Origin of the sequence: Sphingomonas sp. Leaf407 (genome assembly GCF_001425385.1) — a bacterium.
In the GTDB taxonomy this organism is placed as follows: domain Bacteria; phylum Pseudomonadota; class Alphaproteobacteria; order Sphingomonadales; family Sphingomonadaceae; genus Sphingomonas.
In genome coordinates, this window is record NZ_LMQO01000001.1 from 407,927 (window position 1) to 426,019 (window position 18,093).

Consider the following 18,093-nt stretch of genomic DNA (forward strand, 5'->3'; position numbering starts at 1 on the left):
GCGTGCCGTTACTGCCCGGGCTTGCCGACTGGCGTGAGGCACCGCGTGTCCGTGTGGCCAACGACCGACCGATCGCCGGCGACGCGCGCTATGTCCTGTGCTGGCTGCAACAGGCGTTGCGCGCCACCGACAATCCGGTGATCGATGCCGCCGTCCGGCTGGGCAATGCGCTGGGGCTGCCGGTACTGGTCTATCACGGGGTGCGCGAGGACTATCCCTATGCGTCGGACCGGCTGCACCATTTCATTCTGGGGGCGAGCCGCGATCTTGCCGCCGGATGCGCGGCGCGGGGCATCGCCTGCGTCTGCCATGTCGATCGCACGGGGCACCGCGAGAAGGGGCTCGTCTATCGGCTTGCCGCCGATGCCGCCGCGCTGGTGATGGAGGATCAGCCGACCTTCGTCGCGCGCTGGCAGGGCGAGCGGGTGGCAGGGCGGGTCGCGATCCCGGCCTATGCGGTCAACGCCGCCTGTCTGGTGCCGCCGGCGGTGCTGGGCGACGGCATCGGCGGCCGTTCGGGCTTTCTGCGGCGTCACGAACCCGAACGGGCGGCATGGCTGGAGGCGGTGGACGAGCCGGCCGAGGTGGCGGCCTATGCCGGAGCGTTGCCGTTCGTGCCCGATGCGCTGGACGACGATCTCGACATGCTGATCGCCGGGCTGGACATCGACCACAGCCTGCCCGCCAGCGCTGCGTTTCCCGCAGGTCGGGCGGCGGCCGGGGACCGGCTGCAGCGGCTGATCGGCAAGGTACTGCCGGGCTATGCCGTGACCCGCAACGACGCGACCCGGCGCGAGGGGGCCAGCGGCCTGTCGCCCTATCTCCGCTTCGGCGTGCTGGGTCCGCGCGAGGTGATGCGCGCGGTCCATGCGGCGGCGGCGGGGGCGAAGCACAAGACCAAGTTCGCCGACGAACTGCTCGGATGGCGCGAGTGGTTCCACTATCAGGCGCGTGGCCTTGCGGCGCCCGAGTGCTACGACCGGGTCGCCGGCTGGGCGCGGGCGACGCTGGCCGAGCATGAAGGCGATCCTCGGCCGGAGATCGAAACCCTTGCGGCGATGCTACGCGGAGAGACGCGCGACGAGACGTGGAACGCCTGCCAGCGGCAGTTCCTGCGCTTCGGCTGGATGCACAACAATCTGCGGATGTACTGGGCCAAGCGGATCATCGCGATGACCCCCGACCCCGCAACCGCATGGGCGACGGCGTGCTACCTCAACGATCGGCTGAGCCTCGATGGGCGCGATCCGTCGACCTATGGCAATATCGCCGCGATGTTCGGCGGCGCACCGGGCGACAGCGAGGGGCCGATTTATGGCCGGGTGGCGACGCGCGGCGACGGATCGACCCGCCGGCGCGATGGCGGCGACGCATGGATCGCCGCCGCCGCCGCGCGACCGGTGCCGCAGGTGTCCGTGCCAACGGAACTGCCGGCCGAGCGGTATGTCAGGTGCGGATATACCTGAAATACCAGACCTCGTGCCCCTGCCGGCGGGCCTTGCGTTCGTAGCGGGTTTCCGGCCAGTCGGCGGGGCGGGTGAGGAAATCGGCGGCGGTCTTTGCCTGCCATGCGAAGTCCGGGCGCTGGTCCATCACCATCATCGCCCAGCGGCAATAGGTCGGATCGTCGGTGCCGAGGCGGAACTCGCCGCCAGCGCGCAGCTTGCGCGCGATCAGGTCCATCGGCCCATGGTTCATCATCCGCCGTTTGGCATGGCGCGCCTTGGGCCATGGATCGGGGTGGAGCAGATAGACCCGGTCGAGCGAGGCGTCGGCGAAGCGTTCGATCACCTCCAGCGCGTCGCCCATGTGCAGCCGGACGTTGGCCAGACCGTCGTCGCGGATGTGGTTCAGCGCGCCGACCACGCCGTTCAGGAATGGTTCGCAGCCGACGAAGCCGTGGGCCGGGCGCATCGCCGCCTGTCCGGCGAGATGCTCGCCCGCGCCGAAGCCAATCTCGATTTCGAGCGGGCGGTCGTCGCCGAACAGAGTGGCGGCGTCCAGCGGCCCGGTATCGGGGACGGAAACGCGGGGCAGCAGCTCCTCGACCAGCGCGGCCTGGCCGGTGCGCAGCTTGTGCCCCTGACGACGGCCATAGAGGCGGCGGATGGTGGTGGGATCGTTCATGGGGCGGGCACGTAGGCGGGGTCCGGCCAAACGGCAACACTTTGCCACGGACCCATGGCCGTTGTGAGGGGTTCGATTGCCCGAGAGGAACATGGTCGTGGGCAGGAAGCAGCAGGCGAAGGACCAGGCGAAAGCGCTGGTCGATGCCGATACCGAGGCGGGACAGGCGGTGGCGCGCGAACTGTCCGACCATCCGGTGGTGAAGGTCGCCGGCTGGCTGAGCGAGGTCGCCGACCAGCCGCCGACCGTCGCGATCAACTTGGGCGTCATCGCCACCGGCCTGTTGTCAGGCAATGGCCGGCTGACGCGGACCGGCGCGCGGATGCTGGCGGCGCATGGGCTGGCGACGGCGGTGAAGGCCGTGATGAAGCACAATATCGACCGGGCACGGCCGTATCTGTTCGCCAGCCGGGAGGCGCATCGACCGACGCCGGGCGAGCGCGACGAGGGGCCGCATAATTCCTTTCCCTCGGGCCATACCGCCGGCGCGGTCGCGGTCGCGCGGGCGGTGGCGCGCGAATATCCGCAGGCTGCCGGTCCCGCCTATGCCGGGGCGGGGGCGATCGCCGCGATCCAGATTCCGCGCGGCAAGCATTTTCCGATCGATGTCGTGGTCGGCGCGGTGATTGGCTGGGCGGCGGAGGAACTGGTGGCGCGCGCCGTGGTGACGCTGCTTGAAGCCGAACAGGGCGCGCGCGGCCAGCGGGGCGGGTAGCACCGTCCGGCGACGCGGCGGGCATCGACCCGCCCCCAAGGGCGGATCGACATTCAACGAAATGGCTTCCCAATCTGCTCCCCTCCCTGGAAGGGAGGGGTTGGGGGTGGGTAGGCCGGTTGTGGAGCGCTTATGTTTCCTCTCGGGCCAACCCACCCCCAGCCCAGTTTTGGGTGAACAGTGCCCCGCACTGTTCAGGTCATGCCGGGGGCATGACCGACCCGAAACTCTTGTCAGGGAGGGGAGGCGCCTGAGGCACCGTCCGGCTGAATGTCGATCGGTCCTAGTTCCGGTGGTCCAATTTCGCCCAAAGTTTACAAAGTTTACACTAATGGCGCGTTTGTTGCGAACGTATCGCAACAGTGGCGATCGGTGATCGTGGAGTCATCTTCGCGTGGTCAAGGAGCGGCCGGTACGCTACCCGGCCGCCGCACTGTAGGACAGCGCCGCTACTTGCCCGACCCCACCATGGCAGAATTGACGTCGACCTGCCGCTTCTTGCCCCAGGTCGAGGTGCGCGACAGGGCAGGGCCTTCGAGCGCGGCGATCACCTGATCGGGGCGAGGGAGCGCGGTCATCGGCGGGTAGCTGGTCGTCGCCCCCAGATCGTCGAGCGATACCGACCAGCGTGGCGGGGCCTTGTCGTCGAGCAGCACGCCCATCGCGTCGGGTGCGACGCTGGCTCCGCGTCCCGAATCGGTGAACGCCAGCAGATAGGCGTCGGTCGCGGCATTGGCGCGGTAGACGCCGCCGACGCGCGCCGGGGCCGGATCGCGGCACCACAGCACCGACGTGGCGGCGGGTTCGGGCGTCGCCTTGGCCAGCAGCGAGGCGAACAGCCCGCCGGTGATCGCCGCCGACGTCAGCGCCTGTTCGTCGCGGACCGGCTGCGCGGTGGTGGGGAAGGTGAGCGGCGTGGCGCAATCGGCGATCGGCTGCGCGGCCGGGCCGGTCGCGACATTCTTCGGCCAGTCGAGCGCCGCCAGCACGGCGGGCATCCGCGCGGCGACACCCGCGCCGTCGAGGGTGGACGAGCTGTAGCGCACCTTCACCAGCCATTCGCCGAGCGGCAGCAGCGCCAGCGCCGTGCCGCGATAGGGCGGCTTGGTGATGCTCCATGCGCCGATCAGGCCGCTGGGCGTGGTCTGTCCCGGCGGCGTGAAGGCGGCGGGGGCCATCGCCGGAGTGACGGTGCCGAACAGGTCGGTGCGCGTTTCGATCGAATGGCGGGCCCGGTCGAACCACACCGGCACCGCGCCGCTGACCTGCCGATAGACATAGACGGTAATCATGTCGTTGCCCCGTTCGTAGCGGGCATAGACGTCGAGTTCATCCGCGCCGAGTGCCTCGACGCTGGTGCGGGGAATGCCGTCGAGGACGGTGGGAACGGCGAGGCGGCTGTGGCGGAAGCGATAGGGCTTGGTCGCCGAGGTGCGGATGACGGTCTTGCCCATCTGCTGCGCGGTCGCCGGCATTGTCGCGGCGATCATCGCGCCCAGTGCGGCCGTGAGCAGGCCCTTCTTCATCCGCATTGGCATTCCCCCCTTTGGTGCGCCGTCTGGCCGGGCGCTGTCGGCACGTTTTGCGTGATTCGGTGTACCATGTTTGATCGACATTTATTTCCGTACCTTCACCCCGGACGTGTTCCGGGGTCTACGGTGCGGCAATCGGTGTGGTTCGAGTCTTGAGTGGCAGCGTGTGCGGCCGAGTGGACCCCGGAACAGGTCCGGGGTGACGAAGAGGATAGCGCGTTCGTACTCCCGCGAAGGCGGGAGCCGATATGCGCCAGCGTCATGATTCCGGCCGAAACGTCAGAGGTCATGGATTCCCGCCTGCGCGGGAATGACGAAAATACGCGGTCATCGCCGAGGGCCGATCGGTTCTGCGAGATCTGGTTCAAGGCGGATGGACCAACCACTAGCGACGTGGCGTGGCGGGCATGTCGAACGGGCGGACCGGTTGCCCCGGGCGGAGCAGGAACGCGCGCGCCGGGCCGGGGATCACGACGACCAGCGGCCGTCGGTATGCTTCGACCGCGAAGCTGTGGGTTTCGTTGGGCAGCGGCGCGGTGAGCGTCGAGGCGATGGCCAGTGCCTCACGGACGCCGGGCGGCGGGGGTGGCAGCGTCATGCAGCCTTTGGAAAAGGCGTAGGGGGTGCCGGGCGTGCCATCGACGGCGACCTCGACGCGGTAATGGCCACCGATGGGCATCTCGCCCGCCTTCATCTGCGGCGACAGGAAATAGACCGAGGTCGGGCCGGTCGCGGTCAGCGGCGGGACGACGACCGTGTTGAACGACGACCCGCACGGGCCGATGCCGGCCGCGCCGATCGCCTTGGCGGCGGCGTTGCGCGCCGCGATCAGGCGGAGTCGTTCGGGCGACAGGATGGCGGCGTCGCCCGACAGCATCGTGGCATCGACCAGTTTGCCGCCGACCAGCCGCGCCGAATAGAGCGCGCGCGGTGGGTTCGAGCGGTCGTGGAAGACGACGGTCGGTTCGCTTGCCGGACCATCGACGATCCAGCCGCCGGCCTGATCGCGCCGCTGGCCAAGGTGGGGCATCACATCGTCGGTGCCGAGCCATGCCGCGCGGTCATAGGCCGCCATCAATCGTCCGCGCGCGACGATGCGGTCGAGTTCGGCCTGCTCGGCAGCAGTCGGTACGGGAGCGGGTACGGTTGTAGGTGTCGTCTGGGCAGCGGCGGGCAGCGCGGCACAGGCCGCGAGCAGAAGCAGGAAGCGTCGCATCAGGTCCCCCCTTCGACGCGGCCCCCAATGCAAAGGAGGTCCGCCGTCGCCGGCGAACCTCCCGCAAAAAACGCACGCTGTCGAGACGGTTTACGCCGCGAGCGCCGCCTTCAGTTCGTCGACCAGGTCGGTCTTTTCCCACGGGAACAGGTCGCCTTCGGGCTTGCGGCCGAAATGGCCATAAGCGGCGGTGGCGCGATAGATCGGCTTGTTGAGGCCGAGTGCCATGCGGATGCCGCGCGGGGTCAGGCCGCCCAGCTTCTCGATCTTGGCGATCGCGGTTTCGATCGCGGCGTCGTCGGCGGTGCCGGTGCCGTGGGTGTCGACATAGAGCGACAGCGGCTTCGACACGCCGATCGCATAGGCGAGCTGAATCGTGCAGCGCTTGGCGAGGCCGGCGGCGACGATGTTCTTCGCCAGATAGCGGGTGATGTACGCCGCCGAGCGATCGACCTTGGTCGGGTCCTTGCCGCTGAACGCGCCGCCGCCGTGCGGGGCGGCACCGCCGTAGGTGTCGACGATGATCTTGCGACCGGTGAGGCCGGCGTCGCCATCGGGGCCGCCGATCTCGAAGCTGCCGGTCGGGTTGATGTGATATTCGGTCGCGTCCGACAGCAGGTCGGCGGGCAACACGTCGGCGATGACCGACTTCACATAGGCGTGGAGTTCGGCTTCCTTGTCGCCCTCGTCATAGCCCGGCGCATGCTGGGTCGACACGACGATCGCGGTCGCGGCGACCGGCTTGCCGTTTTCGAAGCGCAGCGTGACCTGGCTCTTGGCGTCGGGTTCGAGGAACGGCGCGGTGCGCGCGTGACGGTCGGCCGCCATCTTCGCGAGGATCTTGTGGCTGTAGTCGAGCGTGGCCGGCATCAGGTCGGGCGTCTCGTCGCAGGCGAAGCCGAACATGATGCCCTGATCGCCGGCGCCTTCGTCCTTGTTGCCCGATGCGTCGACGCCCTGCGCGATATGCGCCGACTGCGCATGCAGGTTGTTTTCGAAGCGGAAGGTTTCCCAGTGGAAGCCCGACTGTTCGTAGCCGATCTTCTTCACGGTTTCACGAACGGCGGCCTCGATCTCGGCCTGCGCGCCGTCGGCCCACTGGCCGTTCTCGAACACGCCCTTGCAGCGAATTTCCCCGGCCAGCACGACGAGCTGGGTGGTGGTCAGCGTTTCGCAGGCGATGCGCGCTTCGGGGTCTTTCGACAGGAACAGATCGACGATCGAATCGGAAATCTGGTCGGCGACCTTGTCGGGATGGCCTTCGGATACCGATTCCGAGGTGAAGAGATAATTGGAACGCATGGACTTCCTCTGGTTAGAGCGAAAGCGCGCGGCCGTTGCCATGCCGCATATAAAGCTTTCCTTATGTCCATGGCCCTAGCGCGCGGCGCGGCGGATGGCAATCGCGAGGCCGCTAAGCAAAACTATCATCGCCAGCGCCAGCCAGTTGCCCAGCCGCGCGAACGGGGTCGGGGGGTGCGGGGCGGGGATCGGGACCTCGATCGCGTCGGCGCGGCGCATGGGGATGGTTGCAACCAGCGCGCCCGATGCGTCGATCACCGCCGAAATCCCGGTGGTCGTGGAGCGCAACACCGGCAATCCTTCCTCGACGGCGCGCAGCCGCGCCTGTGCCAGATGTTGCGGTGGCCCCCAACTGCCGTACCATGAATCGACGGACGGATTGACGATGAAGCGTGGCCGGTGCGTCGGGTCGACGACCTGCCCGGAAAAGATGATCTCGTAGCAGATCTGCATCCCCGCATCGCCGAAACCGGGAACCGCGATCGTCGCTGGGCCGGGGCCGGGGCGGAAATCGACATCCCCCATCACCAGCCGCGACAGGCCGAGCGGCTGTAGGATCGAACGCAGCGGCAGATATTCCCCGCCCGGCACCAGATGCGCCTTGTCGTACCGGCCGATGATGCGGGCATCGGCGGTAATGGCGAACACCGAATTGCCGGCCCCTTCGATCCGGCGCTGGCGATCGAAGAACAGGGCGGTTCCGCCGACCAACGCCACGTCGCGCGACCCCAGCGTCTCGGCAATGCGCGTGCGCAGCAGGAACGGGGACTGCGGATACCATTCGGGGGGATAGCCATCCTCCAACGGCGGGTTGACCGCACCTTCCGGCCAGATCACCAGTCGGGGAACCGGTCCCGGCCGTCCCGACAGTGCGACCAGCGTATCGAATACCCGATCGTCATACCCCGGCTGATTCTGCTCCTCCTTGCCCGCATTGGGCTGGACCACGCGCACGCGCGGTGCGTCGGACGATACCGCCGGGGTGGCGGGGCGTTCCATCCATGCGAACCCGGCCATCAGCACGGCAAGCCCGACCAGCACGGCGTAGCGTACGCGCGACCGGGGCAGCAGGATCGCGGCGCTGGCGGCGACGGTCAGCCCCGACAGCGCGTAGGTGCCGGTGAAGGCGGCAAGATGGCGCACCGGGGTCGGGACCCAGATCGCGCCGACCGGGTTCCATGGATAGCCCGTCATTACCACCGCGCGGAGGTATTCGGTGGCGATCCAGCCCGCGCCGGCGATCAGGACGAAGCCGAGATTGGGGCGCTCGCCCCGCCGCCCCAGCCGCCATGCGAGGCCGCCCGCCAGCATCGGATAGATCGCGAGGTAGAGCGCGAGGCCGACGACCGCGACATAGCCGAGCGCGGGCGGCATCCGGTCCTGAAAGTCGAAGGCGTGCTGGATCCAGTTGTTGCCGATGGTGAAATGGCCGACGCCGAACAGCCACGAGTGCCACAGCGCGGTCCTGAGGCTCGGCGCGTTGTGGACCAGCCACAGCCACAGCGCGAACGCGGCCAGCGTCACCGGCCACCATTCGAGCGGCGCGAAGCCAAGGGCCGAGGTCAGGCCGGCGAGGAGAGCGAGGAGCGCGGACACGCGCGGCATATCCGCCGTGGGGCTGCCGGGTGCAAGGGGGAGTTGCCGTTGTCCCTTAGTCACCCCGGACTTGTTCCGGGGGCCACGGCTCCGCTGGCGGAGCGGTCCGCCTTCGGACCGGGGCGTTTGCCGCACGGTGGACCCCGGAACAGGTCCGGGGTGACGAAGAAGGCTTCTGCCTTTCGCCGGGTAGCGGTATCGCGAAGCCATGACCGCCTATGCCTGGCTCGCCGTCGCGATCGTCGCCGAAGTGATCGCTACCTCGATGATGCGCTCGACGCAGGGATTCACCCGCCTCGTGCCCTCGATCGTGACCGTCGTCGGCTATGTTGTCGCCTTTTATTGCCTGTCGCTGGCGCTGCGCACGATGCCGACCGGGATCGCCTATGCGATCTGGTCGGGCGTCGGCATCGTGCTGGTCGCGGGGATCGCGTGGGGGTGGCAGGGGCAGCGGCTGGACGGGGCGGCGCTCACCGGCATGGCGCTCATCATCGCCGGGGTGATCGTGATGAACCTGTTTTCGCGCAGCGTGGCGCACTAACTGGGGAATATCACCGTACAGGAGCGTTCATGACACAGCCGGTCGAAGTCGACATTCCCCACAAGCTGGGCCGCGCAGGGGTGCGGACGCGAATCGATGGCGGCATCGACAAGCTGGCGGGCATGATCCCCGGCGGCACGATGCACGACAAAAGGTGGGAGGGGGATACGCTCCACTTCACCGTCAGCGCGATGGGGCAGAGCGTGCAGGCGCGCTGCGAGCTGCACGACACGCATGTTCATGCGGTGCTCGACCTGCCGCCGATGCTGGCACTGTTCGCCGCGAAGATTCGGGAGAAACTGGGGCGCGATGGGCCGGCACTTCTCAAGTAACGTTCGTCATTCCGGCGAAGGCCGGAATCCATTGTGTCGGGTGCTGGCGACTCTATCGCTGCCGTCACCCATCCATGGATTCCGGCCTTCGCCGGAATGACGGAGGGAGGGCCTCAGCGCGCCGCCAGAGGCTGGCTGACGCGCCAGATCACGTTGCCGACGTCGTCGGCCACCAGCATCGCGCCGGTGCGGTCGGCGATCACGCCCACCGGACGGCCGTGGACCTGCTTGCCGTCGGCGGTCAGGAAGCCGGTGAGCAGATCGACCGGGCGGCTGTTCGGCAGCGGAAAGCCGTTGGTGCCGAACGGCACATAGACGACCTTGTAGCCCGACGGCGGCACCCGGTTCCACGATCCGTGCAGGCCGACCACCGCGCCATTGCCGAAGCGGTCGCCCAGCCGCATCGCATCGGTGAAGGCTAGGCCCAAGGGCGCGACATGCGCGCCCAGCGCATAATCGGGGCGGACGACATATTCGCGCAGATCGGGCCGCTGCGGCTGGACGCGATCGTCGATGTAGCCGCCCCAATAATGCCACGGCCAGCCATAGTTGCCGCCGAATTCCACCTTCGTCAGATAATCGGGCGGCATGTCCGACCCGATCATGTCGCGTTCGTTGACCACCGCCCACAATTCCTTGCTGCGCGGTTCGAACGCCATGCCGTTCGCGTTGCGCAGGCCCGTGGCATAGATGCGGAAGCTCTTCTTCGCGGGATCGACCTGCCAGATCGCGGCGCGGTTCTTTTCGACGTCCAGCCCGTTTTCGGCGATGTTCGACGCCGATCCGACGCTGACGTAGAGCGACGTGCCATCGGGCGCGGCGACGACGTTGCGCGCCCAGTGGTTGCCGCCGCCGGGCAGCGCGACGATCTTCTCCGCCGCGGCGGTGATTGTCGTCTGGCCGACGCGGAAGGGATAGCGCACCAGCGCGTCGGTGTTGGCGACATAGAGCCAGTCGCCGACCACCGCCATGCCGAACGGCGAGTTCAGCCCGGTCAGCAGCGCGCTGCGGCTCTCCGCCACGCCGTCGCCGTTCACGTCGCGCAACAGGGTGATGCGATTGGCCGAGGGGGTGCCCGCCCCGGCGCGGTCCATGAACCGCTTCATGAACCAGCCGGTGATGCCGCCGCCCTCGCGCGGCGGGCTGTTGCTCTCCGCCACCAGCACGTCGCCGTTGGCGAGGGCATAGAGCCAGCGTGGATGGTCGAGTCCCTTGGCGAATGGCTGTACCTGCAAGCCGGCGGCTGCGGTCGGCGTCTGGCCATCGGCCCAGCCGATCGGTTCGGCGACGCGGACCGTCGGGATACGCTGCGGCCGCGCCTGCGAGAGTTGCGGGGTCCGGCCGGTCACCGCCTGTTCGCTGAAGCGCGCCCGGTCGGGCCGGGTCAGATAGAACGCCAGCAGCGCGAGCAGCACGACGACGATGATGGTCAGGCGGATGACGTGTTTGCGCATGACGCCTGAATAGGCGGGCGCGGGGGCGGGGGGAAGCGGTGTCCGGGGGGTGGGGGTGAATTTTCGTGGGGGGAGGCTCAGGTTGATTCACCTGCCTTGAAGCGAGCGTCATCCCAGCGAAGGCTGGGATCTCCCGGGGCTAATGCGCGACAAGCGCCGCTTGAGGCCCCGGCCTCCGCCGGGGCGACGCTTGTTGCGAGGTGGAGCAGGTAGGTCCACGACGGAACGGCAGCACTCGCCCCGAACCGACCCACCCCCGGCCCCTCCCTTGTCAGGGAGGGGAGGAGGTCGCCCTATTCGTCCTCGGTCGACACCGGCGGATGGAGCCGCAGGCGCAGCACGCGGCGGGTGTCGGCGGCGACGATCTCGATCTTCCAGCCCGAGGGGTGGTCGAGGCAGGTGCCTTCCTTGGGCACCTCGCCCGCCAGCACGAAGGCGAGACCGCCCAGCGTCTCGACATCCTCGTCGACTTCGCCGAGACGCGGGTCGATCAGTTCGGCGGCGTCCTCCAGCTCGGCGCGGGCATCTGCCTCCCATGCGCCGCCGTCCAAGGGCACGAACAGGTCTGTCGGGGCCTCGTCATGTTCGTCCTCGATCGCGCCGACGATTTCCTCGACCAGATCCTCGATGGTGATGAGGCCGTCGGTGCCCGAATATTCGTCGAGCACGATCGCCAGATGGGTGCGGCTGGCCTGCATCTGCGCGAGCAGGTCGAGCGTGCCCATCGACTGCGGCACGTACAGCGGCTGGCGCAACAGGCTGATCGCGGTCGGGGGATGTTCCTCGCCCTTGGCGAGAATCGCGAAGACGTCCTTCACATGGACCATGCCGACGACGGTATCGAGCTTTTCGCGGTACACCGGCAGGCGGCTGTGCCCCGCCTCGGCGAAGATCTTGACCACATCGGCGAAGGGGGTGTTCTCCTCCAGCGCGACGATGTCGGCGCGCGGCACGCCCATGTCGCCGGCGTCGCGCTCGCCGAAATGCAGGATGTTGCGCAGCATCTTGCGCTCGATCGGCGACAGGTCGCCCTTCACCTGCGCGTCATGTTCCTCCTCGTGCGCGGCGATGACTTCCTCGATCCGTTCGCGCAGCGTCTCGCTGGCCTCGGTCCCGAAGATCAGCGAGCGCAGGCCGCGCCATATGCCCCCTTCGCCGCTGCTACTGTCGCCGGGCGTGGTGCTGGTCGAAACGTCGGCCATGATGGTCGTGTCAGTCCTCTGTAACGGGATAGGGATCGTGCAGGCCGAGTTCGGCGAGCGTCGAACGCTCGATCGCCTCCATGGCTTCCGCCTCGGCATCATTCTGGTGATCGTGACCTAGCAAATGCAGGCAGCCATGGACAATGAGGTGCGTGGCATGATCGGCGACCGAAATGCCGCGTTCGGCCGCTTCGGCGGCGCACACGCCGTGGGCGAGGACGATGTCGCCCAGCAGCACCTCGCCATCGTCGCTGTTCTGCGTCACCGTGTCGAGCAGGTCGCTCTGGATCATCGGGAAGGACAGGACGTTGGTCGGCTTGTCCTTCTGGCGATATTGCCGGTTGAGCGTCTGCACCTCGTCATCGCTGGTCAGGCGGACCGCGACCTCGATCAGCGCCGCGTCGGTCAGCCAGCCGCCCTGCGGCGTGCGGCCGATCAGCGCGGTCGCGGCACGGGTGGCGAGCGCCTCCCAGTCGGTGTCCTGCGGCCAGTCCGCCTCGGCCTGAACGGCGATGTCGATCATGAAAGGTCGGTCCTTGCGAAATCGTCGCCCTTGTAGAGCAGGCGGGCATGATTGGTACGGGCGCAGGCATAGGCGAAGCAATCGCCCATGTTGAGTTTCGCGTCGTGGCGACCCTTGCCGTAGCGCGTGAACGCCTCGACGGCGATCAAGGATTCGGACGGGCCGATCGGGGTCAGCGCAATATCCATGTCGCGACAGAACAGCTCGACGAGCGCCAACGCCTCCGGTGGTTGGCATTTTCGACTGCGCGCGACCGCCATGGTCGTTTCCCATACCGCGATTGCCGAGGACAACAGATGTCCGTCATCCGCCATCCGGTCGATCAGCGATGCGGCATCCGGTTCGTCCGTCAGTATGGATACCAGCGCCGACGCATCTACAAAGAGGGTCAAACGTCCTCCTCGCCGCTCAGCCAGTCGTAAAACGCTTTATCCGCTTTCAGTCCCGTGGGTGGCGGCAAGGGATTCGCTGCACGCCATTTAGCCATCCGATCGCGAAAGGTGCGGCGTCGTTCTTCCGGAGACAATTGGGTTTCCAGCGCCGCCAGCCCACGGCGAACCACGTCTGTTTTACTGATACCAAGCTGCTCGGCCAAGCGAGCAGCATGTTCGGCAGTAGCCGGGTCCTTGATGTAAAGCGACGCCATCGCAACCTCCGAACGGGATATCCCGCAAGCTAGTGCGGGATATCCCCTGTATCAAGCGTCCTTGCCCTCGTATGCCTCGACGATGCGGCCGACGATCGGGTGGCGCACCACGTCGCCCGCGCCGAAGCGGGCAAACGCGATGCCCTCGATCCCCTCCAGCCGGCGGGTGGCGTCCGCCAGGCCCGATGCCTGCACGCCGCCGGGCAGATCGGTCTGGTTGGGATCGCCACACACCACCATGCGGCTGTTCTGGCCGAAGCGGGTGAGGAACATCTTCATCTGCGCCGGCGTGGTGTTCTGCGCTTCGTCTAGGATGACGAAGGCGTCGGCCAGCGTGCGGCCGCGCATGAACGCGATCGGCGCGATCTCGATCTCGCCCGACAGGATGCGGCGTTCGACCTGTTCGGCGGGCAGGCAGTCGTTCAGCGCGTCGTAGAGCGGGCGGAGATAGGGATCGACCTTCTCCTTCATGTCGCCGGGCAGGAAGCCCAGCTTCTCGCCCGCCTCGACCGCCGGGCGCGACAGGATGAGGCGCTGCACGCTGCCGGTGATGAGCTGCGCCACCGCCTGCGCGACGGCGATATAGGTCTTGCCGGTGCCCGCCGGCCCCAACGCGAAGATGATGTCGTGGTCGAGCAACTGGCGCATGTAGCCGGCCTGCGCGATGGTGCGCGGCACGATCGTCTTCTTGCGCGTGCGGATCATGATCGAGGGCGCGCCCTCGCCATTTTCCGCGCGGAAGATGCCGTCGAGTGCTGGTTGCGACGACATGGCGATCACCGCGTCGATCAGGCCGGGATCTACGCCCTCGCCGCGCAGGATGCGGCGGTGCAGTTCGTTCAGCACCTCGCGGGCATGGGCGACGGCTTCGGCCGACCCCTCGATGCCCACGCGGTCGCCGCGTGCGGTGATGTAGACGCCCAGTCGTTCCTCCAGCGCGAGCAGGTTCGCGTCGAACTCGCCGAACAGGCGGGGGAGGAGTTGCGGCTTGTCGAAGGTGACTTCGGCGCGGGCACGTTGGCCGGCCTGGGCGGGGACGGGCTTGCGGCTCATGCGATCCTTTCGGGTACGGGAACGGGATGGCGCGCGGGGCCGGTCGGGACGGAGGCGGCGGGGCGGGGCGGCATCATCGGTGAAGGTGGCAGATGGCGCGGGCCGGGGGAAGGGGTGTTTTCGGTGTTTGTTCGCGCGACGGGTACGAGGAAGAAGGAAGCTTTGGTTCGCGCGGAGGCGCGGAGGCGCGGAGTGGTTCCGGGATTTGCCACGTCTCGCGTCAGCGAAACCTTCCATCCCGTTGCAGCGGAGGATCGGGGGATCGCTACGCGATCGCTATCCGCTGGCAAACCTTCTCCGCGCCTTCGCGCCTCCGCGTGAACCAACCTTCTTTCTTCGCCCCGTCGAACCCGATCGTTACTTCAACGTCGCCATGTCGATGACGAAGCGGTATTTCACGTCGCTCTTCTGCATCCGGTCGTAACCCGTCTCGATCTCGTCCATCGCGATCGTCTCGATGTCCGCCGTCAGGCCGTGCTGGTGGCAGAAGTCGAGCATTTCCTGCGTTTCGGCGATGCCGCCGATCAGCGATCCGGCGAGCGAGCGGCGGCCGAAAACCAGCGTGCCAACCGAGGGCGAGGGGTGCGGCGTCTCCGGCACGCCGACCAGCGTCATCGTGCCGTCGCGCTTGAGCAGACCCAGAAACTGGTCGAGGTCATGAGCGGCGGCGACGGTGTTGAGGATAAAGTCGAAGCTGCCGGCGTGTTCGCCCATCGCGCCTTCGTCCTTCGACACGATCAGGTCCTTGGCCCCCAGCCGGATCGCGTCGTCGCGCTTGTTCGGCGAGGTCGAGAAGACATAGACGTCGGCGCCCATCGCCGCCGCGATCTTGACGCCCATGTGGCCGAGGCCGCCCAGACCGACGATGCCGACCTTCTGACCCGGCCCGACGCCCCAGTGCTTGAGCGGCGAATAGGTGGTGATGCCCGCGCACAGCAGCGGCGCGACGGCGGCGAGGTCCTTCTCGTCGTGGCGGACGTTCAGCACGAAATCCTGATCGACGACGATATGGTCCGAATAGCCGCCGAAGGTGTGGCCGCCCAGCACCGGATCGGGGCCGTTGTAGGTGCCGACGAAGCCGGTGCCGGTGCAATATTGCTCCTCGCCTTCATGACACGACGGGCATTCGCCGCAGCTATCGACCATGCAGCCGACGCCGACGGTGTCGCCGACCTTGAACTTCGTCACGTCGCTGCCGACGGCGGTCACGGTGCCGACGATCTCGTGCCCCGGCACGCACGGATAGAGCGTGCCCGGCCATTCGCCGCGCGCGGTGTGCAGGTCGCTGTGGCAGACGCCGCAGTAGCGGATGTCGATCGCGACGTCGGTGGCCTGCGGGTCGCGGCGTTCGAACGAGAAGGGCGCGAGCTTCGCGTCGGCGCTCTGCGCGGCATAGCCTTGGGCGGGGGTCGTCATGGCGGGGAGCTTTCCGTGAAAGAGTAGGGGATTCCCCGCCTGCAATGCGGCGCGACGGTTTTGGTTGCTGATATAATATATCGCGATATGGATTTTTCGGCGGGAGGGTGTGGGTTGTGCGGCGAATAGCAGTATCGTCACCCCGGACTTGTTCCGGGGTCCACCTCACCGCACCCGCAGCGCCCGTTCATCGAGCGGAAGCGCCTGCCGCACGGTGGACCCCGGAACAAGTCCGGGGTAACGATTATGGGATTACGCCAGCGACCGTTCGCCGTGTTCGAGCATCGCGGGAATGACGAGATCCTCTTCGTCCGCCAGATGGCGGTGCAGCAGCCCCAGCAACGCATCGGTCCGCGCGGCATAGTCCGCCGCGGCGCGGTCGGGCGCCCCCGATCCGCCGAGCGCGGCGAGGAGCGTGCGCGCGGCGTCGGCGTTGGCGACCAGCGCGGCGTGGATCGCGTGATGATCGGCGTCGAGCAGGTCGAAGCCCGCCGCCATGCGCGGATCGAGCGCGCGGAACTTGGGGAAATAGGCGTGATCCTCGATCCGGTGATGCGCATCGAGGTGTTGCAGGAAGCGGTTCAGTTCGGGGACGAAGCGCCGCTGGAACCCCGCCGGATCGAGCCGGCCCCCAAGCAACGCCTTGATCGTGGTATCGATCGCCGCCGCTTCGGTTCGCAGGCTGGCATGGACGTGGAGCCAGAAGTCGGCAAGCTGGCCGAAATTCGCGTGGCCGCGCCAGCTCGGCTGCGGATGCGCCGCGCGCAGATAGGCGAGGTCGTCGCCGATGCCGCCGCGCATGCCCAGCGTCAGGTCGCTCACGCCGCCGCCCGCATCCGCTCCACGCCCGAGAGGGAAACGGGGCCGGCACCGACGACCTCGACCTCGACCATATCGCCGACCTTCGCGTCGGTCATGAAGTGGACCGATTGCAGCCACGGCGACTTGCCGAGCATCTGCCCGGCCTGTCGACCCTGGCGTTCGACCAGCACCTGGCAGGTGCGGCCGACCGTGGCGTCGTTGAACGCCTTCTGGTCGCGCAGCAGCGCCGCCTGCAACCGTTGCAGCCGTTCGTCCATCACCGCCAGCGGAACGTCGCCGCCCATGTCGGCTGCGGGGGTGCCGGGGCGCGGACTGTATTTGAAGCTGAACGCCTGCGCATAGCCGACCGCGTCGACCAGCTTGAGCGTCTCCTCGAACTCGGCATCGGTTTCGCCGGGGAAGCCGACGATGAAATCGCCCGACAGCGCGATGTCGGGGCGCACCGCGCGCACCCGGTCGAGGATGCGCAGATAGCTGTCGCTGGTGTGGCTGCGGTTCATCGCCTTCAGCACGCGGTCGCTGCCCGCCTGCACCGGCAGGTGGAGGAACGGCATCAGTTTCTCGACATCGCCGTGCGCGTCGATCAGGCCCTGCGTCATGTCGTTGGGGTGGCTGGTGGTGTAGCGGATGCGCTCCAGCGCAGGGATGCGGTCGAGGTCGCGGATCAGCGCGTCCAGCCCGCGCCCGTCGGCATCGGCCCAGGCGTTGACGTTCTGCCCGAGCAGCGTGATCTCGCGCGCGCCGGCATCGACCAGCGCCTTCGCCTCGTCGAGCACGCGCGCGTACGGCCGGCTGATCTCGGCACCGCGGGTATAGGGCACCACGCAATAGGTGCAGAATTTGTCGCAACCCTCCTGTACGGTCAGGAACGCGCTCGGCCCCACGCGGCGGCGCGCGGGCAGGTGGGCGAACTTGGATTCGACCGGCATGTCGGTGTCGAGCTGCGCGGTGCCCGACGCCGCCTGCGCGACCAGTTTCGGCAGGTTGTGATACGCCTGCGGGCCGACCACCACGTCCACCTTGGCGCGGCGCACGATCTCCGCGCCTTCGGCCTGCGCCACGCAGCCGGCGATCGCGATCATCGGATCGGACCCGTGTTTGCGGATGCGGCCGATGTCCGAATAGACCTTTTCGGTCGCCCGTTCGCGGATGTGGCAGGTGTTGAGCACGACGAGGTCGGCGGTGTGTGGATCGTCGGTCGCGGTCATGCCCTCGGCGCTCATCAACTCGGCCATGCGCTCGCCGTCATAGACGTTCATCTGGCAGCCGAACGACTTGACGTGAAAGGTCTTGGGGGTGGTGGTCATCCGGCGGCCTGTACCGGATTTGGGTGGTTTCGAGAAGATTGGTTCATGCGACGGCGCGGACGGGCGAAGAAGGTTGGTTCACGCGGAGGCGCGGAGGGTAGAAGAAGGGATTGGTTCGCGCAGAGGCGCGGAGGCGCAGAGAGGATGTAAAGCAGGAGGTGTCAGCCTGTCCGGCGAAGCCTTGTCTCATGCTGCGGCCGGGAGTGGAGTGCCGCTGGCGCGGCGAGCGCACTTTCTCCGCGCCTCCGCGCCTCCGCGCGAACCAAAACTTCTTTCTTCCTACCTTCGCGCCTTCGCGTGAAGATTGAT

The 18,093-nt window shown here is 67.7% G+C and carries 18 protein-coding genes; 4 read left to right on the forward strand and 14 right to left on the reverse strand.

Annotation, left to right across the window (positions count from 1 at the left end; all coding sequences use genetic code 11):
* Window positions 1–2 precede the first annotated feature (2 nt).
* A complete protein-coding gene (locus tag ASG37_RS01910; protein ID WP_235525100.1) occupies window positions 3–1,466 on the forward strand; it encodes a deoxyribodipyrimidine photo-lyase in 1,464 nt (487 codons plus the stop codon).
* Here the strand turns inward: ASG37_RS01910 and trmB are convergent.
* The gene (gene trmB / locus ASG37_RS01915) at window positions 1,447–2,127 is read right to left on the reverse strand and encodes a tRNA (guanosine(46)-N7)-methyltransferase TrmB (protein ID WP_055755577.1); all 681 of its coding nucleotides are present in this window, start codon (window positions 2,125–2,127) and stop codon (window positions 1,447–1,449) included. The two genes, ASG37_RS01910 and trmB, sit on opposite strands and share 20 nt — an antisense overlap.
* Before the next feature lie 91 nt (window positions 2,128–2,218).
* Between trmB and ASG37_RS01920 the strand changes: the two genes are divergently transcribed.
* Window positions 2,219–2,842: a phosphatase PAP2 family protein gene (locus ASG37_RS01920; RefSeq protein WP_055755578.1), complete on the forward strand. Its 624-nt coding sequence runs from the start codon at window positions 2,219–2,221 to the stop codon at window positions 2,840–2,842.
* 449 nt (window positions 2,843–3,291) lie between these two features.
* Here ASG37_RS01920 and ASG37_RS01925 read toward each other — a convergent pair whose 3' ends face one another.
* The 4 genes from ASG37_RS01925 to lnt form a co-directional block, all read right to left on the reverse strand.
* Window positions 3,292–4,374 (reverse strand): hypothetical protein, encoded by a 1,083-nt coding sequence (locus ASG37_RS01925; RefSeq protein WP_055755579.1) that lies wholly within the window; start codon window positions 4,372–4,374, stop codon window positions 3,292–3,294.
* 385 nt (window positions 4,375–4,759) lie between these two features.
* Window positions 4,760–5,590 carry a hypothetical protein gene (locus tag ASG37_RS01930; RefSeq protein WP_156349017.1) on the reverse strand — a complete coding sequence of 277 codons (831 nt, stop codon included), beginning with the start codon at window positions 5,588–5,590 and terminating at the stop codon, window positions 4,760–4,762.
* Window positions 5,591–5,680: 90 nt separating this feature from the next.
* Entirely contained in the window at window positions 5,681–6,892 is a 1,212-nt protein-coding gene (metK, locus tag ASG37_RS01935) for a methionine adenosyltransferase (RefSeq protein WP_055755581.1), read from the reverse strand.
* Window positions 6,893–6,967: 75 nt separating this feature from the next.
* Window positions 6,968–8,497, reverse strand: a complete 1,530-nt coding sequence (gene lnt / locus ASG37_RS01940) for an apolipoprotein N-acyltransferase (protein ID WP_055755582.1) — start codon at window positions 8,495–8,497, stop codon at window positions 6,968–6,970.
* A gap of 199 nt (window positions 8,498–8,696) precedes the next feature.
* Between lnt and ASG37_RS01945 the strand changes: the two genes are divergently transcribed.
* Both ASG37_RS01945 and ASG37_RS01950 read left to right on the forward strand, forming a co-directional pair.
* Window positions 8,697–9,029, forward strand: a complete 333-nt coding sequence (locus ASG37_RS01945) for an SMR family transporter (protein ID WP_055755583.1) — start codon at window positions 8,697–8,699, stop codon at window positions 9,027–9,029.
* Window positions 9,030–9,058: 29 nt separating this feature from the next.
* Window positions 9,059–9,361 carry a polyhydroxyalkanoic acid system family protein gene (locus tag ASG37_RS01950; RefSeq protein WP_055755584.1) on the forward strand — a complete coding sequence of 101 codons (303 nt, stop codon included), beginning with the start codon at window positions 9,059–9,061 and terminating at the stop codon, window positions 9,359–9,361.
* 113 nt (window positions 9,362–9,474) lie between these two features.
* Here the strand turns inward: ASG37_RS01950 and ASG37_RS01955 are convergent, their stop codons facing one another.
* The 9 genes from ASG37_RS01955 to miaB form a co-directional block, all read right to left on the reverse strand.
* The gene (locus ASG37_RS01955; RefSeq protein ID WP_055755585.1) at window positions 9,475–10,815 is read right to left on the reverse strand and encodes a PQQ-dependent sugar dehydrogenase; all 1,341 of its coding nucleotides are present in this window, start codon (window positions 10,813–10,815) and stop codon (window positions 9,475–9,477) included.
* Between the two features lie 293 nt (window positions 10,816–11,108).
* Window positions 11,109–12,017, reverse strand: coding sequence for a hemolysin family protein (locus tag ASG37_RS01960; protein WP_055755586.1), 909 nt, complete (start codon window positions 12,015–12,017; stop codon window positions 11,109–11,111).
* Between the two features lie 10 nt (window positions 12,018–12,027).
* Window positions 12,028–12,540, reverse strand: coding sequence for an rRNA maturation RNase YbeY (gene ybeY / locus ASG37_RS01965; protein ID WP_055755587.1), 513 nt, complete (start codon window positions 12,538–12,540; stop codon window positions 12,028–12,030).
* Window positions 12,537–12,932, reverse strand: a complete 396-nt coding sequence (locus ASG37_RS01970; RefSeq protein WP_055755588.1) for a type II toxin-antitoxin system VapC family toxin — start codon at window positions 12,930–12,932, stop codon at window positions 12,537–12,539. Before ASG37_RS01970 ends, ybeY begins: the two co-directional genes overlap by 4 nt.
* A complete protein-coding gene (locus ASG37_RS17230; protein ID WP_082447935.1) occupies window positions 12,929–13,186 on the reverse strand; it encodes a type II toxin-antitoxin system VapB family antitoxin in 258 nt (85 codons plus the stop codon). Before ASG37_RS17230 ends, ASG37_RS01970 begins: the two co-directional genes overlap by 4 nt.
* A gap of 51 nt (window positions 13,187–13,237) precedes the next feature.
* Window positions 13,238–14,239, reverse strand: a complete 1,002-nt coding sequence (locus ASG37_RS01975; RefSeq protein WP_055755589.1) for a PhoH family protein — start codon at window positions 14,237–14,239, stop codon at window positions 13,238–13,240.
* A 357-nt stretch (window positions 14,240–14,596) separates the two neighbouring features.
* Window positions 14,597–15,655, reverse strand: coding sequence for an NAD(P)-dependent alcohol dehydrogenase (locus ASG37_RS01980; protein ID WP_055755590.1), 1,059 nt, complete (start codon window positions 15,653–15,655; stop codon window positions 14,597–14,599).
* A gap of 252 nt (window positions 15,656–15,907) precedes the next feature.
* Window positions 15,908–16,477, reverse strand: a complete 570-nt coding sequence (locus ASG37_RS01985) for a hemerythrin domain-containing protein (RefSeq protein WP_235525101.1) — start codon at window positions 16,475–16,477, stop codon at window positions 15,908–15,910.
* Entirely contained in the window at window positions 16,474–17,784 is a 1,311-nt protein-coding gene (gene miaB, locus ASG37_RS01990; RefSeq protein ID WP_082447936.1) for a tRNA (N6-isopentenyl adenosine(37)-C2)-methylthiotransferase MiaB, read from the reverse strand. Before miaB ends, ASG37_RS01985 begins: the two co-directional genes overlap by 4 nt.
* Window positions 17,785–18,093 lie beyond the last annotated feature (309 nt).

Excerpts from the sequence above, each read along its gene's own strand:
- trmB (WP_055755577.1), bottom strand. The coding sequence starts at position 2,127 with ATGAACGATCCCACCACCATCCGCCGCCTCTATGGCCGTCGTCAGGGG.
- ASG37_RS01920 (WP_055755578.1), top strand. The coding sequence starts at position 2,219 with ATGGTCGTGGGCAGGAAGCAGCAGGCGAAGGACCAGGCGAAAGCGCTG.
- ASG37_RS01925 (WP_055755579.1), bottom strand. The coding sequence starts at position 4,374 with ATGCGGATGAAGAAGGGCCTGCTCACGGCCGCACTGGGCGCGATGATC.
- ASG37_RS01930 (WP_156349017.1), bottom strand. The coding sequence starts at position 5,590 with ATGCGACGCTTCCTGCTTCTGCTCGCGGCCTGTGCCGCGCTGCCCGCC.
- metK (WP_055755581.1), bottom strand. The coding sequence starts at position 6,892 with ATGCGTTCCAATTATCTCTTCACCTCGGAATCGGTATCCGAAGGCCAT.
- lnt (WP_055755582.1), bottom strand. The coding sequence starts at position 8,497 with ATGCCGCGCGTGTCCGCGCTCCTCGCTCTCCTCGCCGGCCTGACCTCG.
- ASG37_RS01945 (WP_055755583.1), top strand. The coding sequence starts at position 8,697 with ATGACCGCCTATGCCTGGCTCGCCGTCGCGATCGTCGCCGAAGTGATC.
- ASG37_RS01950 (WP_055755584.1), top strand. The coding sequence starts at position 9,059 with ATGACACAGCCGGTCGAAGTCGACATTCCCCACAAGCTGGGCCGCGCA.
- ASG37_RS01955 (WP_055755585.1), bottom strand. The coding sequence starts at position 10,815 with ATGCGCAAACACGTCATCCGCCTGACCATCATCGTCGTCGTGCTGCTC.
- ASG37_RS01960 (WP_055755586.1), bottom strand. The coding sequence starts at position 12,017 with ATGGCCGACGTTTCGACCAGCACCACGCCCGGCGACAGTAGCAGCGGC.
- ybeY (WP_055755587.1), bottom strand. The coding sequence starts at position 12,540 with ATGATCGACATCGCCGTTCAGGCCGAGGCGGACTGGCCGCAGGACACC.
- ASG37_RS17230 (WP_082447935.1), bottom strand. The coding sequence starts at position 13,186 with ATGGCGTCGCTTTACATCAAGGACCCGGCTACTGCCGAACATGCTGCT.
- ASG37_RS01975 (WP_055755589.1), bottom strand. The coding sequence starts at position 14,239 with ATGAGCCGCAAGCCCGTCCCCGCCCAGGCCGGCCAACGTGCCCGCGCC.
- ASG37_RS01980 (WP_055755590.1), bottom strand. The coding sequence starts at position 15,655 with ATGACGACCCCCGCCCAAGGCTATGCCGCGCAGAGCGCCGACGCGAAG.
- miaB (WP_082447936.1), bottom strand. The coding sequence starts at position 17,784 with ATGACCACCACCCCCAAGACCTTTCACGTCAAGTCGTTCGGCTGCCAG.